Consider the following 16,181-nt stretch of genomic DNA (forward strand, 5'->3'; position numbering starts at 1 on the left):
TGCGGTCGCCGTTTATCCCGATCCCTGACAGGAGTTTCTCATGGCCAGTTACGATTACGATCTCTTTGTCATCGGCGGCGGATCGGGCGGCGTACGCTCGGCGCGGCTGGCAGCCGGCCTTGGCAAGAAAGTGGCGATTGCCGAAGAATACCGGTTCGGCGGCACCTGCGTCATCCGTGGCTGCGTGCCGAAGAAACTGTTCGTTTATGCCTCGCAGTTTCACGAGCATTTCGAAGATGCCGCCGGTTATGGCTGGGCGGTCGGCGAAAGCCGTTTTGACTGGAAGGCGCTGATTGCGGCCAAGGACAAGGAAATCGCCCGTCTGGAAGGGCTTTACCGCCGCGGACTGGAAAATGCCGGCGCAGAACTTCTCGATACCCGCGCCGAACTGGTCGATGCCCACACGATCCGGCTGCTGAAGACCGATACGACGGTGACGGCGGAACGCATCATCATCGCAACCGGCGGCACCGCCAATCCGCATGCGGCATTGCCCGGCCACGAGCTGTGCATCACCTCCAACGAGGCGTTCCATCTCGAAGACCTGCCGAAATCCATCCTGATTGCCGGCGGCGGTTATATCGCGGTTGAATTTGCCAATATCTTTCATGGTCTCGGCGTCGAGACGACGCTGATCTACCGCGGCAAGGAAATCCTGTCGCGTTTCGACCACGACATGCGCCAGGGCCTGCACAAGGCCATGGAAGCCAAGGGCATCCGCATCGTGCTCACTGATATCATCGAGGAGGTGACGCAGTCGCCCGCCGGCGGGCTGAGCGCGCGCACTAAGGCCGGCGCCACCATTGTTGCCGACCAGGTGATGCTGGCGCTTGGCCGCGACCCCTATACACAAGGCTTGGGTCTCGAAAAGGCAGGCGTTGCCGTGGATGAGCGCGGCGCCGTCATCGTCGACGCCTATTCGCGCACCAATGTGCCGCATATCTTTGCGCTTGGCGACGTGACGGATCGCGTGCAACTGACCCCGGTCGCCATCCATGAGGCGATGTGCTTCATTGAGACCGAATACCGCGGCAACCCGACCTCGCCGGACCATGATCTCATTGCAACGGCTGTGTTCTCGCAGCCGGAAATCGGAACTGTCGGAATGTCCGAGGAGGACGCGGCCAAAAAATTCGACGAGATCGAAGTGTACCGCGCCGAGTTCCGTCCGATGAAGGCGACGCTGTCCGGCCGGGCGGAAAAGATGATCATGAAGCTCGTCGTCAATGCCAGCGACCGCAAGGTGGTGGGCGCCCATATTCTCGGTCACGATGCCGGCGAAATGGCGCAGCTTCTCGGCGTGTCGCTGAAGGCCGGCGTCACCAAGGACGATTTCGACCGCACCATGGCGGTGCATCCGACGGCCGCCGAGGAACTGGTGACCATGTACAAGCCGAGCTACCGCGTGCGGGGCGGAGAGCGTATCGACGGCTGATTGCGCAAAAGTGCCGCCTCATCGTCAGCCGGTGAGGCGGGGGGCGCTCAGCAGTTTTCGAAACAGCACCTGCATGGCGTCCTCGATGCCTTCGGTCGGGCTCACCTCGAAGAAATAGCCTGTCGACGCGCAGGCCTCCATATGCGGCGAGATCTTGGCGTTGAACGGCTTGATCCAGTTGACCCAGAAGCTGTCGTCCATCAGCGGCAGGTAGGTGGTGTAGAGGACGGCGATCTTCACGCCGTTTTTCTTCAGTGCATCGCAGAAACTGGTATCGATCGGCTCCTGGCAGCGTGTTACCCTCAGGGGCTCGCTGCAGGTGGGCTTGGCCGCATCGAACACCCCGTCGGCCACGAAAAACAGCACTTTCTGGCGGTTTGTGGTGCTGTCGCCCGTGCCGCCCTTGCCGATCAACGTCTTCATCTTCGATAGTGCTGAATCGAAATCCGTCAGCTGGTTGCTCTTGTAGTTGTTTTTCGGCGTCGTCATCAGGTCGACGAGGTCGGTTGCGGTGCGCACCTTGGCCATGTCCGAACTCATGGGCGAGACTTCGGTGAGGCCGGCGGTATCGGCGGTCGCACCGAACGTATAGACCGCCATGCGGTATTGATCGGCAAGCTGGGCATAGCGGGTGGCGTCATGGGTGAGGGCCTGGGTCGCCTCGCGCACCACGTCGATGCGCATCTTCACGCCGAGCGATTTGGCCAGCAGGTAGTAGTTGTCGGCATTGGTGGTCTCGTGGCAGGCGAAGGCGCACTGGTCAGGCGTATTGCGCTTCATCGTCGCAATGTCGGCGGTGGTGGCGGCAAGTCCCATCGACGGCGTGTTGTCGAGCAGCATGTAGAAATCGACAAAGGCATTCGTCTGGTAAGTGGCCGTTGCCGTGCCCGAGATGGTGATGCTGTCAAGGCCGAGCACGCGCATGAAGGCGGTGGGCACACTTGCCTCGAAGGTGAGGGATGAGACGAGATCCTTGCCCTGACGATTGAGATCGATATCGACCCTGGTCACCTGCGCCTGGATATTGGACATCTGGCCGCGAAACAGGCTGAGCGCGTCCTGGGCGCCGATCGCCACCTTACCATCGCCGCCCATGGCAAGCGCTGCCGCCACGCCCGGGGACTTTTCCGACAGGGCGCCGAGAGCTGCTGCATCGGCGGCGGCCATCAGCGCCGTACGCTGGTCGAGCGCATAGGCCAGATCGACCGCCATGCCGCCACCACCGATCAGAGGTGCCGCGATGAGGGCGGTCGTGATGCCGAAATTGCCGGAACGGTCGCGCAGGAGCGTGAGGAGGCGCATGAAAAAGCCATCTGTCGTGAAAGGATCACCAAAAGAGTGCTGCATCATGCGGCAGGAGGGGCGAAACACGCCCCCGAAGTGCCCAAGATTAGAACGCATCGATTGCCACAGGTTGAAGAAACAGGATGAACAAATGCCTGCCTCAGCAGCCGGCGAGGGTGGTTTCCCCGGCTATGCAAGCCGCCTGCAAAGGTTTATAAGCCGCCAACTTGAGGAACGGCACCGGCAGGACCCGGTGCGAAGGACGGATAAAAGACCATGGCACAGAACTGGACCCCGAACACGTGGCGGCAAAAACCGATCCAGCAGGTTCCGGATTATCCGGACATGGAGGCGCTGAAGGCAACGGAAGCCCAGCTCGCAACGTTTCCGCCACTCGTGTTTGCCGGGGAAGCCCGCCGCCTGAAGAAGAGCCTTGCCCAGGTGGCAGAAGGCAACGGCTTCCTGCTGCAGGGCGGCGACTGCGCTGAAAGTTTTCAGGAGCATGGCGCCGACACGATCCGCGACTTCTTCCGCGCCTTTCTGCAGATGGCTGTTGTATTGACGTTTGGTGCCCAGCAGCCGGTGGTGAAGGTTGGTCGTATTGCCGGCCAGTTCGCCAAGCCGCGCTCGTCCAACATCGAAAAGCAGGGTGATGTGGAACTGCCGTCCTACCGCGGCGACATCATCAACGGCATCGAGTTCAACCCGGAAGCCCGCATTCCGAACCCGGAACGCCAGCTGATGGCCTACCGCCAGTCGGCAGCGACGCTGAACCTTCTGCGCGCGTTTGCGATGGGCGGTTATGCCAACCTGGAAAACGTCCACCAGTGGATGCTCGGCTTCGTCAAGGACAGCCCGCAAGGCGAGCGTTACCGCAAGCTGGCCGACCGGATTTCCGAAACGATGGACTTCATGAAGGCCGTCGGCATCACCTCGGAAAACAATCCGGCGCTGCGCGAGACCGATTTCTTCACCAGCCACGAGGCGCTGCTTCTGGGTTATGAGGAAGCGATGACGCGCGTCGATTCGACCTCCGGCGACTGGTATGCCACATCAGGCCACATGATCTGGATCGGCGACCGCACCCGCCAGGCCGACCATGCCCATGTGGAATTCTGCCGTGGCATCAAGAACCCGATCGGCATGAAATGCGGCCCGTCCATGCAGGCCGACGATCTGTTGCGGCTCATCGACATTCTGAACCCGTCCAACGAGGCCGGCCGCCTGACGCTGATCTGCCGCTTCGGTCATGACAAGGTCGCCGACCATCTGCCGCGCCTGATCCGTGCCGTCGAACGCGAGGGCCGCAAGGTCGTGTGGTCCTGCGATCCCATGCATGGCAACACGATCACGCTCAACAACTACAAGACCCGGCCTTTCGAGCGGGTTCTGTCGGAAGTCGAAAGCTTCTTCCAGATCCACCGTGCCGAAGGCTCGCATCCCGGCGGCATCCACGTGGAAATGACCGGCAAGGACGTGACCGAATGCACCGGCGGCGCTCGTGCCGTGACGGCCGGCGACCTGCAGGACCGTTACCACACCCATTGCGACCCACGCCTCAATGCCGACCAGGCGCTGGAACTGGCCTTCCTTCTCGCCGAGCGCATGAAGACCGGCCGCGACGAAAAGCGCATGGTGGTGAACGGCTGATCGGCCGTTTTCACGCACAGGATTGAAGAGGGGCCGGAGGGAAATATCCGGCCCTTTTTCGTGGGCGTTGGAAGGTTACGGTTCCTGACAGGCTTAATAGCCGAACTTGGCTTTCAGTGCCAAAGCCTGCTCGGATGCTGTATCGCCCTTTTTGAGCTTCTTCTCGATGCCGGTCCAGATGTCGCCCATATATTGCGGCTCATCCTTGGTGTTCTCGACCCAGACCTTCTTGCCATCACTGTAATATTTCGCACACAGGTCTTCGAGATAAGGCGGCTTTGCCTTGTCCGGACCATGCCATTCGAGGTGCAAGCAGACCTCGTTGCCGCGGGCGGTCCACGTTCCCTCCGTAAAATATTCCTGGCCCTTTTTCGGGTTGAACCCGATCGCCGTACCATCCGGTCGCCAGTAGACCCGCGATGGCTGCCAATCGATCGTCTTGCCCGAGTAGATCGCTTTCGCTTCTTCCTCCGTCAGAGGTTTTGCGGTTTTGGGCAGTTTTCCATCATTTTTCGCCAATGCGGGAAGGGCTGCCGGCAGCGCGAGGCTGATGGCGAGCACGGTAAGGCTTATCACATGTTTCATGACATTCCCCCTTGTGTTCATGCTGCTGGTGATTGATCTGCTGTCAGAGATGCAAGACTGCCGGAGACGATCGGGTGTCGGCGTCGTACCGCTGTCTCAATGATGGCACTTCGTGTAGGAATGACAAACATTATTTTGCGCGTCTTTAGCTATAGAATTGGAAAATTGTCAGGTCGTTCAGAATTTTTATTGAATTTATATTGACGATACATCCATGTGTATGAATGCGCGGATGAATATATCTTTGAGTTGCAGTCCGGGGCCCTTTAATAGGGGCATCTGCTACCGCCGATCGAACCAGCGTGCCCAAACATTGTCGCGGCGCATTAGGACGGAGCAGGCGCGAGCGGAAAGACCGGTGGGCTTGTCCACGCCGATCTGCAGCACGCGTTTCCAGTCGACGGCGCCTTTGAGAGCCTCCGGCGCCTCTCTATGTGCCATCAATTTCGCTGAAACTTCCTGTCAGCCGAAGCTGTTTGACCCGGACGCAACGAAACGTCAGGTGTTTCTGACGCGACCGGAGGGACATGGAATGGACGATCATCAGGGTGGCTGCCTCTGTGGCGCGGTGCGATTTGTGGTGCGGGGGCAACTCGACGGGGTGGTTGGCTGTCATTGCTCGCAGTGCCGGCGCCAGACGGGGCTTTATTATGCCGCGACCGAATGTGCATTGCGTGACATCACCATCGAGGATGCCGGCACGCTCCACTGGTACCGTGCAAGCGACAGCGCGGGACGGGGATTTTGTGGTCGCTGCGGCTCGGCGCTGTTCTGGCAGGCCGATGGTGAGGATCGGGTGTCGGTGATGGTGGGCGCCTTCGACGATCCAAGCGGACTTTCGATGCGGTACCACATCTACTGCGCCGACAAGCCCGATTTTTACGAGATCGGCGGCGATGCCCCGCAATATCCCGCCGGCCATTCCCGCCGGCCGCACGAGGCGCAGACCTGACATCGAAAATTCACCCTCTGCCGCATTGCTCCGACGAGAGGCGCACGCTAAATCAGGGACATGACCCAGGAACCTGCACAGACCCTTCGTATTGCCCTTGCGCAGCTCAATCCGACCGTCGGCGATGTCGCCGGCAATCTGGCGCTTGCCCGCGAGGCGCGCCGGGATGCCGCCCGTGAGGGGGCAGACCTGATCGTCTTTCCCGAGCTTTTCCTCTCCGGTTATCCGCCGGAAGACCTGGTGCTGAAGCCGGCTTTTCTAAAGGCTTGCTGGACGGCGCTGGAGACGGTTGTCGAAGACACCAGGGATGGCGGTCCCGGCGTTATCATCGGCCTACCGAGGCAGGGCGACAAGGGGCGGCACAATTCGGTGGCCATTGTTGATGGCGGCAAGATTCTGGCGCTGCGCGACAAGATCGACCTGCCCAATTACGGCGAGTTCGACGAAAAGCGCGTGTTTGACGAAGGCGAAATGCCGGGGCCGGTGAACTTTCGCGGCGTACGGCTTGGCGTGCCGATCTGCGAGGAAATCTGGAACGATCTTGGTGTTTGCGAGACGCTGGCCGAATCGGGCGCGGAACTTTTGGTCGTGCCGAACGGCTCGCCCTATTATCGCGGCAAGCTGGATGTGCGCCATCAGGTGGTGCTGCGCCAGGTGATCGAAAGCGGGCTGCCGCTCATCTTCGTCAACCAGCTTGGTGGACAGGATGAACTGGTGTTCGACGGCGCAAGTTTCGGTTTCAACGCCGACAAGACGCTAGCCTTCCAGATGAGCCAGTTCGAGACGGCGATGGCCGTGACCGACTGGCACCGCGACGGCGGCACATGGCGCGCAACGTCCGGCCCCATGGTCCATATCCCCGAAAAGGAAGAGGCTGATTACCGCGCCTGCCTTCTGGGCTTTCGCGATTACGTCAACAAAAACGGCTTCAAGTCGGTGGTGCTCGGCCTCTCCGGCGGCATCGATTCGGCGGTCTGCGCGGCAATCGCCGTCGATGCGCTGGGCGAGGAGCGGGTGCGCACGGTGATGCTGCCTTATCGCTATACGTCCGAAGAAAGCTTTTCGGATGCGGCCGATTGCGCGCGCGCGCTCGGCTGCCGTTATGACATCGTGCCGATTTCCGAACCCGTCGAAGGATTTTTGTCCTCGCTTGCCGACATGTTCGAAGGCACCGAAGAGGGCATTACGGAAGAGAACCTGCAGAGCCGCACGCGCGGCACCATCCTGATGGCGATTTCCAACAAGTTTGGCGCCATGGTGGTGACCACCGGCAACAAGTCGGAAATGTCGGTGGGCTACGCGACGCTCTACGGCGATATGAACGGCGGCTTCAACCCGATCAAGGACCTCTACAAGATGCAGGTCTATGCGATTGCCGAATGGCGCAACCACCATGTGCCGGCAGGGGCGCTCGGGCCGAGTGGCGAGGTGATCCCCAAGAATATCATCTCCAAGGCCCCCTCGGCGGAGCTGCGGCCGAACCAGACCGACCAGGATTCGCTGCCGCCTTATCCGGTGCTGGATGATATCCTCGAATGCCTCGTGGAAAACGAAATGGGCACGGACGAGATTGTTGCGCGCGGCCATGACGTGGCAACCGTCCACCGCATCGAGCATCTTCTTTATCTCGCCGAATACAAGCGCCGGCAATCGGCGCCGGGCGTGAAGATCACAAAGAAGAATTTTGGCCGCGACCGACGTTACCCGATCACAAACCGGTTCCGCGACCGGGCTTGAGGCTTTTCGCTCGCAAGAAACTGTCGCTTTCCACACGGTCATCGCCTCCGGAGAAATACCATGCGCAGTTCCATCGAGATCTATGACCTGAAAAGCCGCTCGTCCCGCGTGGTATGGCAAACCGAGGCCCTGTTTGAGGCGCCGAACTGGGCGCCGGACGGGAAAAGCCTGGTGCTGAACAGCGAGGGGCGAATGGTTCGTCTGGCGCTTGACGGCAAGCCTGAGCTTGAGGTGATCGACACCGGTTTTGCCGTCCAGTGCAACAATGATCACGGGCTTTCACCGGATGGGACGCTGATGGCGATTTCCGACAAGGTGGAGTTCGGCAAGTCGGCGATCTATGTGCTGCCGGCGGAGGGCGGAGCTGCCAAACTGGTGACGAAAAACCTGCCAAGTTATTGGCACGGCTGGTCACCGGATGGGCAAAGCTTCACCTATTGCGGCATCCGCAATGACGTCTTCGATATCTACACGATCGGGATCGACGGCGGTGACGAGACCCGCCTGACCCATGGCGAAGGCCGCAATGACGGGCCGGATTATTCGGCTGACGGACAGTGGATCTATTTCAACTCCAGCCGCAGCGGGCGCATGCAGATCTGGCGCGTGCCGGCTTCAGGTGGCACGGCTGAGCGAATCACCGACAGCGAATTTGGCGACTGGTTCCCGCATCCCTCGCCGGATGGCAGGAAGGTTGTCTTCGTCTCCTATGATGGCGATGTGTTCGACCATCCGCGCGACCATAATGTCCGCGTGCGGCTGATGGACCCGGATGGCAAAAACGTCGAGACACTGTTCGAACTGTTTGGCGGGCAGGGCACGATGAATTCGCCAAACTGGGCGCCGGACGGATCGGCCTTCGCCTATGTCCGATACTTTCCGCTGCCATGAGCCAGGAAAAGCCTGAGACCGGGGCAGGCGGGCTTTGCCCGGCAGCACCCTTTGATGAGACGGCGCGCGATGCCGTTTATGCGGCCATTCACACCCGGCGCGACGTGCGCGACCAGTTTTTGCCGACACCGCTTCCTGACGATCTGGTGCGACGCCTGCTGGAAGCGGCCCATGCGGCGCCATCAGTGGGTTTCATGCAGCCGTGGAGCTTCATCCTAATCCGCGACGAAAAAACGCGTGCGCGGGCCGTGGAGGCCTTCAGCCGTGCCAATGACGAGGCAGCAGCACAGTTTGCCGATGAAAAACAGGCGCTGTATCGCAGCCTGAAGCTTCAGGGCATTGCCAAGGCGCCGCTCTCCATCGTCGTGACCTCGGATCCCGACCGGGCAGGACCTGTGGTGCTGGGGCGCACGCACAATCCGCGCATGGATGTCTATTCCACCGTCTGTGCCGTGCAGAACCTCTGGCTTGCCGCGCGGGCCGAAGGCGTCGGTGTCGGCTGGGTCAGCATTTTTCACGATCGCGACGTGCGTGCGCTGCTGAACATTCCCGAACGCATCGAGATCGTCGCCTGGCTCTGCCTCGGTTATGTCGAGGAACTCTATGACGCGCCGGAACTGGCGGTGAAGGGCTGGCGCCAGCGGTTGTCGCTTGATGATCTCGTCTGCGCGGAAAGCTGGCGGGAGCCCGGAGCCTGACGACACGGCGACCTGTTGCCGCCAGCGCCGTATCACTGCGTCGGCTGCGCACCTGCGCTTTTTGGATGGGCGAGATCGATTTTCTGCTGGTCCGGGAAAAAGACCGGACCCACGGTGCGCACCGGCTTGGAAGCATCCCAGTCTCGGTCCGGCGGCCCCTGCGGCCGGGCCGCCTGAAGCGGCTCGATCTTTGACTGCAGGCTGAGGATGGACGGTGAGGCTGGCACACTGGACGTCGCGGCCTGCGGCAGAACGGCCGGGCGCGGCGCAAGTTTTTCCTGTTCGACGGCGGCATAATCGATTTCGCCACAGCGGAGCGCCCGCATTTCCGCCCGGATCTCGTCTTCGCTGCGGATCGGTGCTCGAACGACGGACAGATCCCCCTGGCGGCGGGCAATCATCGCGCGCCGGTTCGTCTCCATGGAAGACAGTGTTTCATCCAGGCCGATGCAAGGGTCTGGATAACCGTCCTGATAGGTGACGATGGCGCCGACGTGGCAGCGCAATTGCTGCATTTCGAGCCGGACACCGCGAATTTCGCGGTTCTGGGCCGCCAGCATCTGGCCGAAGCCGCGCGCTTCCTGCGTATTGCCGATCACGGTGGGGGCAGCGGCAATCTTCTGGCCGAGGCTGAGGCAGCGTTCGGCATTTTCGGCCGCATGGGCCGCAGCCGGCAACAGAAGAATCACGGTGGTCAGCAGCGATGATAGTCGCATGAAAAAGATGTCCGGTGGTTGTCACATCTGTTCGAAGCGGCAGGATGCCGCTTTGAGGTTGAGAATGTGATAAGTCACCGGAAAATCTAGAGCACCTTGCCGTTTTAGCCAGAGGTCACGGCAAAATCCGCATGCGAGGCTTCAACGACCGCAAGTGCCGCCATGTTGACGACGCCGCGCGAGGTAACCGAGGTCGACAGGATATGTGCGGGCTGGGCTGCCCCAAGCAGGATCGGACCGACATGCAGCGCATCCATCATGGTGCGGGCAATACCGAGTGAGATATTGGCAGCATCGAGGTTCGGGAAGACCAGAAGGTTTGCCTCGCCCGTCAGGCTGCTATCGGGAAGCGCGCGCTTGCGCAGCTGTTCCGAGAGGGCCGAACCCGCCTGCATTTCGCCGTCCACTTCCAGTTCCGGCGCCCGCTCGCGGATGAGCTTCAGGGCAGCCCGCATCTTGGTGGCGCTTTCGGAATTGCGCGAGCCGAAATTCGAGTGGCAGATCAGCGCGGCCTTTGGCGTGATGCCGAAGCGGCGGATTTCCTGTGCCGCGAGAATGGTGATCTCGGCGATCTCTTCCTGCGTCGGATTGTAGTTGACGAAGGTATCGGTGAAGAAGACCGGGCCCTTCTGGGTGATCAGCAGGCTCAGGCTCGAAAACGCGCACACGCCCTTCTGCTTGCCGATGATCTGGCTGACATCCTTGAGATGGCGGTCGAACCGGCCCTCGACGCCGCAGATCAGCGCATCCGCTTCACCGCGCTTCACCGATAGGGCACCGATGACGGTGTTATTGGTGCGCACGATGGTGCGGGCCGCTTCCGGGTTGATGCCGGCGCGCCCGACGAGCGCCACGTAATCATCGACGTAATCGCGATAACGCGGATCGTCTTCCGGGTTCACCACGGCAAAATCGACGTTCGGGCGAATGCGGATGCCAAAACGCTTGAGGCGCGCCTCGATGACGGAGGGGCGGCCGATGAGGATCGGCACGCCGGTCTTTTCCTCGAGCAGAACCTGGGCGGCGCGCAGCACGCGCTCGTCTTCGCCTTCGGCAAAGATCACGCGGTTCTTTTCCGCCTGCTTGGCGCTCGTAAAGATCGGCTTCATGACGAAGCCGGAGCGCCAGACGAAGCGGTTCAACTGGTCGAGATACTGGTCAAAATCGGCAATCGGGCGCGAGGCAACACCGGTTTCGGCCGCAGCCTTGGCCACAGCCGGCGCAATGCGCAGGATGAGGCGCGGATCGAACGGCGAGGGGATGAGGTAATTCGGGCCGAACACCGGCGTTTCATCCGCATAGGCGCGGGCGGCAACGTCGGAGATTTCCTCGCGCGCAAGGCCGGCAATCGCCTTGACCGCCGCCATCTTCATTTCTTCGTTGATCGTGGTTGCGCCGCAATCGAGCGCGCCACGGAAGATGTAAGGGAAGCAGAGGACGTTGTTGACCTGGTTGGCAAAATCCGAGCGGCCGGTGCAGATCATCGCATCGGGACGGGCGGCCCGCGCCAGTTCCGGCATGATTTCCGGCGTCGGGTTGGCCAGCGCCATGATCAGCGGCTTTTCAGCCATCTGTTCCAGCAGTTCCGGCTTCAGCACGCCGGCGGCCGAGAGCCCGAGGAACACGTCGGCGCCGCCGATCGATTCGGCAAGCACCCGCTTGTCGCTCTTTTGGGCGTAGATTTCCTTCCACGGGTCCATCAGCACGTTGCGCCCGTCATAAACGAGGCCTTCGATATCGTGGACCCAGATGTTTTCGACCTTCGCCCCGAGCGAAACGAGGAGGTTGAGGCAGGCAAGTGCCGCAGCACCGGCGCCCGAGGTGACGATCTTGACGTCGGAAATCTTCTTGCCGGCAAGTTCCAGGCCGTTGAGGATGGCAGCCGCCACGATGATCGCCGTGCCATGCTGGTCGTCGTGGAAGACCGGGATATTCATCTTCTGGCGCAGCTGGCGCTCGACTTCAAAACATTCCGGCGCCTTGATGTCTTCCAGGTTGATGCCACCGAAGGTTGGCTCCAGAGCGGCAATCGTCGACACCATCTCGTCCACCGTTTCAGCAGCGATCTCGATGTCGAAGACGTCAATGGCGGCGAATTTCTTGAAGAGGACGGCCTTGCCTTCCATGACCGGCTTGGAGGCAAGCGGTCCGATATTGCCAAGGCCAAGCACGGCGGTACCGTTCGACACGACGCCGACAAGATTGGCGCGTGCCGTATATTCAGCGGCCATCTCGGGATTGTCGCGGATGGCAAGGCAGGGGGCTGCAACACCCGGAGAATAAGCAAGCGCGAGATCGCGCTGGTTGCCGAGCGGCTTGGTGGCCACGACCTCCAGCTTGCCCGGGCGCGGATAGCGGTGGAAAAACAGTGCCTGCTCATCCAGGTCCGCCTTTGCGGTGTCCTTGTCCACAGGTGTGTTGTCCTTGTGTTCCATCGCCATCTCCTTTCAGTCTTTTGTCTTGGTCTGTCTCATACATCAAACGGCGTCGGGGAACAGTAGTGAAATATCGGGGGCAAGGACGCAAGTCTGTGTCCCTGCTGCCGCATCCGGCAGTTTGCGGCGGCGGAATGGCCCCGCAACCGGCCGCTGTCATGCTCCTGAAATACGAGTCTGATTTGGACAGAGGAGGGGCGGTCTGACGAAAGGGTGAGCGACGTGGCAGAGACACTGGAAACGAAACACTTCAGGACCTTGTTCATTTCCGATATCCACCTGGGTTCCAAGGCGGCAAAGACCGATTTCCTTCTGGATTTCCTACGCTACCACGAGGCCGAGACGATCTTTCTGGTCGGAGACATCGTGGATGGCTGGCGGCTGAAGCGCAGCTGGTACTGGCCGCAGGGCTGCAATGACGTGGTGCAGAAACTGCTGCGCAAGGCGCGCAAGGGCACCCGCATCGTCTACATTCCCGGCAATCACGACGAGTTCCTGCGTGCCTTCCCCGGCGTTCACTTCGGCGGCATCGAAGTGGCGGACCGGATGGTGCATGAAGCCGCCGACGGCCGAAAATACCTCGTGCTGCATGGCGACGAGTTCGACGTCGTCGTGCGCAATATCCGCCTCCTCGCTTATCTCGGCGATTGGGCCTATGACGCAGCCATTGCCATCAATGTCGTCCTGGCGGCGGTGCGCCGGCGCCTCAACCTGCCTTACTGGTCGTTTTCGGCCTGGGCCAAGCTGCAGGTCAAACAGGCCGTCAACTTCATCGGCGAATTCCAGAAGGTCGTGGCCGAGGAAGCCCGGCGCAACAATGTCGACGGCGTGATCTGCGGCCATATCCATCATGCTGTCATGGAGGATATCGACGGCATCCGCTACATCAACACCGGCGACTGGGTGGAAAGCTGCACGGCCATCGTCGAGCACATGGATGGCACATTCGAGCTGATTTCCTGGCAGCATTCCGGCCAGACTGTGGAAATGCCGGCGCTGCTGGCGCCGCCCCTTACGGCAAAAGGTGACATGCAGGCAGCCTGAGCATTCTCCCTGCCGGCTTTCTCCGGCAGATTTGCCTGCCGTGCGCGGGGCTTGATGTCCGAGCGGTGGCAAGAGTGTGGCGCATGCTGTGCATGCGTGGTAAAGCGATCAAATTCCAAGACGATTCCCGATCGCCCAACCCGCCGCCGTCAGCATGGGAGCCCCCGTGGCCCAGGCTTTTTCCCCGATTGCCATTCCCCGTCTGTTTCCCGTTCGTTGCGCGCTGGCCTATGCGGCAGCGCTTGGCGTCAACGGTATTCTTTTGCCATTCTTTCCGGTCTGGCTGAAATCGCTGGCGCTCGACGAGTGGCAGATCGGCCTCATCCTGTCGGTGCCGATCGTCCTGCGCGTTCTCTCGGCGCCGGTTGCCGGTTACCTTGCCGACCGGCTGTCGGAGCGGGTGCGTATCCTTCTGTTTTCCGCCGTCCTCTCCATCACCACCGCACTTCTGCTGATGGTGGTCGACGGCTTCTGGATGGTGCTTCTGGTGTTCAGCCTGCAAGGGGCTGCCTTTGCGCCCTTCACGCCGGTTCTGGAAAGTATCACTGTCATGGGCGTGAGACGCTGGGGTTATCGTTATGGCACGATCCGGGTCTGGGGCTCGATCGGATTTGTGGCGATGACGCTGCTGGCGGGCGAGGCGATCTCGCGCTTTTCAGCCTCCGTCGTGCCGCTTGTGGCGGCCTCGGCCTTCTCCTTGACGCTGGTGGCGGCGCTCATCGTGCCGCGTCTCGGGCGCGCTGCCGCACTGCCGGAAAAAGTGGTTTGCACAAATCAGTCATCGGTGATTGCCGCACCGGACCTCAACCTCCTGATGATCGGCTGCACGCTCGTGCAGTCCACGCATGGCATGTATTATGCATTTTCCGGCATTCACTGGCAGCAACTCGGCTTTTCCGGGTCTGAGATCGGTGTGCTGTGGTCGGCGGGCGTCGTGGCGGAAATCCTGTTTTTCTTCCTGTCCGGCCTGATTGCCCGAAAGGTCTCGCCGGTCGGGCTGATGGTGTTCGGCTCGGTGGTGGCCGTGCTGCGCTGGGTTCTGTTCGTCCAGCCGCTCGGCTTCGTGAGCGCCACTCTTTTGCAGTGCAGCCACGCCTTCAGCTTTGCCTTCCTGCATTTCGGCATGCAGCAGAAGATCGTCGAGAGCGTGCATGAAAGTAAGGAATCGACGGTGCAGGGCACCTATTTCTTCTATAACGGCGTGTTTCTGGCCACATCGACCTTCCTGGCCGGCCTCATCTACCGCGAGTTCGGCCAGAACAGCTATTACCTGATGGCGCTTGTGGCGGCCGGTGGCCTGGCGCTGACGCTGAAGGCCGCACGCAGTAGCCCACGACGGGCCGGTAGCGAGGCCGGCGTCTGATCAAGCGGGATTTGCAGACAAGGCTGCGTTTCTTCCCGTTCGCCTTTTATCTTGCCGGCCGTTCACACGCCGTGCCGTGCCGGTGGCGTACGGTCAGAAAACGACCTGTGGCTTTGAGGTTACTGCTCGGCCTTTTTGGCTTTGGACAGCATGGCAATTCGCACGGTGGCGGCTATATTGCGCCTCTTAAGTGCGGGATCAACCGTGCGTCCGAGCAGTAATAGATGCCCATGAAGCCGAAGCCCGTCAACGACCGGTCTGCCACAATCGAAAAAGATGAATCTGCTGGCGAGGGGGAACGTTATCTCCTGTCGGGGGATTGGCGCAACCGTGGCATTTCGGGGGTTCTGAAAGATCTGTCTGTCCTGGAGACGCAAGAGGCAGCCGGCAGGCTTGAACTCGACGTCTCCGCAATCGACCAGGTCGACACATCCGGCGGCTGGCTCATTCGCCGGCTGATCAATGCGCGCCGGGCGCAGGGTGGTGATGCCGTTGTGGTGGGGGCAAGCGAGCAGCTGAAGGAGCTGCTCGATGTCATGCCGCAGGAAACGCCGGCCCCGCCTGCCAAGGCCGCCGACAATGCCTCGCTGTTCCAGCGCGTCTTTACGCCGCCCGGCCGCGCCATCGTCGAGCTTTGGCAGGATGCCGTTGCCGCCATGAACATCCTTGGCTCTGCCGTGGGTGGTGCGCAGCTGAAGCTTGGCCGCGGCACCGGCATCTCGCCGGCTTCCGTCGTCACCCATATCGACCGGATGGGCGTGCGCGCCGTGCCGATCATCATGCTGATGTCCTTCCTGATCGGCGCCATCATTGCCCAGCAGGGTGCCTTCCAGCTGCGATATTTCGGCGCCGAACTGTTCGTTGTCGATCTCGTCGGCATTCTGCAGCTGCGTGAAATCGGTGTGCTGCTGACGGCCATCATGATTGCCGGCCGCTCCGGAAGCGCCATCACCGCCGAAATCGGCTCGATGAAGATGCGCGAGGAAATCGATGCGCTGACCGTGATCGGGCTCAATCCCGTCGGCGTGCTGGTGTTTCCACGCCTGGTGGCGCTGACCATCGCGCTGCCGCTTCTGACCATCGTTGCCAATTTCTCCGCCCTTTATGGCGCAGCCATCGTCGTGTGGCTCTATTCGGGCATCACCTTCGAGACGTTTCTTGCCCGCCTTCACGAGGCGGTGGAATATTCGTCCGTTGCATCCGGCATGATCAAGGCGCCGTTCATGGCGCTTGCCATCGGCATCGTATCGGCCGTCGAGGGCATGAAGGTCGGCGGCAGTGCCGAATCGCTTGGCGCCCATGTCACGGCGGCCGTGGTGAAGTCGATCTTCGTGGTCATCCTGATGGATGCGCTTTTTGCAATCTTCTACTCCGCAATCGACTTTTAGGAT

14 protein-coding genes are annotated in these 16,181 nt (G+C 61.0%); 9 read left to right on the forward strand and 5 right to left on the reverse strand.

Annotated elements, in window-relative coordinates; all coding sequences use genetic code 11:
• The first annotated feature begins 40 nt into the window (after positions 1-40).
• Positions 41-1,435: a glutathione-disulfide reductase gene (gor, locus tag AC4CWH_RS06650; protein ID WP_491320912.1), complete on the forward strand. Its 1,395-nt coding sequence runs from the start codon at positions 41-43 to the stop codon at positions 1,433-1,435.
• Positions 1,436-1,459: 24 nt separating this feature from the next.
• Here the strand turns inward: gor and AC4CWH_RS06655 are convergent, their stop codons facing one another.
• Positions 1,460-2,737 carry a hypothetical protein gene (locus tag AC4CWH_RS06655; protein WP_491320913.1) on the reverse strand — a complete coding sequence of 426 codons (1,278 nt, stop codon included), beginning with the start codon at positions 2,735-2,737 and terminating at the stop codon, positions 1,460-1,462.
• A 258-nt stretch (positions 2,738-2,995) separates the two neighbouring features.
• On the opposite strand from AC4CWH_RS06655, the gene AC4CWH_RS06660 reads away from it, so the two are divergent.
• Entirely contained in the window at positions 2,996-4,369 is a 1,374-nt protein-coding gene (locus AC4CWH_RS06660; protein ID WP_491285076.1) for a class II 3-deoxy-7-phosphoheptulonate synthase, read from the forward strand.
• Positions 4,370-4,462: 93 nt separating this feature from the next.
• Here AC4CWH_RS06660 and AC4CWH_RS06665 read toward each other — a convergent pair whose 3' ends face one another.
• Complete coding sequence (locus tag AC4CWH_RS06665; protein WP_491285077.1) at positions 4,463-4,954, reverse strand: DUF995 domain-containing protein; 492 nt, start codon at positions 4,952-4,954, stop codon at positions 4,463-4,465.
• 282 nt (positions 4,955-5,236) lie between these two features.
• Positions 5,237-5,395, reverse strand: a complete 159-nt coding sequence (locus tag AC4CWH_RS06670) for a hypothetical protein (protein WP_491320914.1) — start codon at positions 5,393-5,395, stop codon at positions 5,237-5,239.
• Between the two features lie 91 nt (positions 5,396-5,486).
• On the opposite strand from AC4CWH_RS06670, the gene AC4CWH_RS06675 reads away from it, so the two are divergent.
• Genes AC4CWH_RS06675 through bluB form a run of 4 tightly spaced genes read left to right on the forward strand, consistent with a single transcriptional unit; the run spans position 5,487 to position 9,232 of the window.
• Entirely contained in the window at positions 5,487-5,906 is a 420-nt protein-coding gene (locus tag AC4CWH_RS06675; protein WP_491320915.1) for a GFA family protein, read from the forward strand.
• A gap of 60 nt (positions 5,907-5,966) precedes the next feature.
• Positions 5,967-7,643, forward strand: a complete 1,677-nt coding sequence (locus AC4CWH_RS06680; protein ID WP_491320916.1) for an NAD+ synthase — start codon at positions 5,967-5,969, stop codon at positions 7,641-7,643.
• A 60-nt stretch (positions 7,644-7,703) separates the two neighbouring features.
• Complete coding sequence (locus AC4CWH_RS06685) at positions 7,704-8,534, forward strand: TolB family protein (RefSeq protein WP_491320917.1); 831 nt, start codon at positions 7,704-7,706, stop codon at positions 8,532-8,534.
• Positions 8,531-9,232, forward strand: a complete 702-nt coding sequence (gene bluB, locus AC4CWH_RS06690) for a 5,6-dimethylbenzimidazole synthase (RefSeq protein WP_491320918.1) — start codon at positions 8,531-8,533, stop codon at positions 9,230-9,232. Before AC4CWH_RS06685 ends, bluB begins: the two co-directional genes overlap by 4 nt.
• 32 nt (positions 9,233-9,264) lie before the next feature.
• On the opposite strand, the gene AC4CWH_RS06695 is transcribed toward bluB, so the two are convergent.
• Positions 9,265-9,948 carry a hypothetical protein gene (locus AC4CWH_RS06695; protein ID WP_491320919.1) on the reverse strand — a complete coding sequence of 228 codons (684 nt, stop codon included), beginning with the start codon at positions 9,946-9,948 and terminating at the stop codon, positions 9,265-9,267.
• A 104-nt stretch (positions 9,949-10,052) separates the two neighbouring features.
• Positions 10,053-12,383 carry an NADP-dependent malic enzyme gene (locus AC4CWH_RS06700; RefSeq protein ID WP_491320920.1) on the reverse strand — a complete coding sequence of 777 codons (2,331 nt, stop codon included), beginning with the start codon at positions 12,381-12,383 and terminating at the stop codon, positions 10,053-10,055.
• A gap of 222 nt (positions 12,384-12,605) precedes the next feature.
• On the opposite strand from AC4CWH_RS06700, the gene AC4CWH_RS06705 reads away from it, so the two are divergent.
• From AC4CWH_RS06705 to AC4CWH_RS06715, 3 genes are all read left to right on the forward strand, one after another.
• Positions 12,606-13,427: a UDP-2,3-diacylglucosamine diphosphatase gene (locus AC4CWH_RS06705; protein WP_491320921.1), complete on the forward strand. Its 822-nt coding sequence runs from the start codon at positions 12,606-12,608 to the stop codon at positions 13,425-13,427.
• Between the two features lie 166 nt (positions 13,428-13,593).
• On the forward strand, positions 13,594-14,790 hold the full coding sequence (locus tag AC4CWH_RS06710) for an MFS transporter (protein ID WP_491320922.1): 1,197 nt from the start codon (positions 13,594-13,596) through the stop codon (positions 14,788-14,790).
• Positions 14,791-15,020: 230 nt separating this feature from the next.
• Positions 15,021-16,178, forward strand: coding sequence for an ABC transporter permease (locus AC4CWH_RS06715; protein ID WP_491285317.1), 1,158 nt, complete (start codon positions 15,021-15,023; stop codon positions 16,176-16,178).
• The last annotated feature ends 3 nt before the right edge of the window (positions 16,179-16,181 follow it).

Source organism: Neorhizobium sp. PAMB6716, from assembly GCF_058242805.1.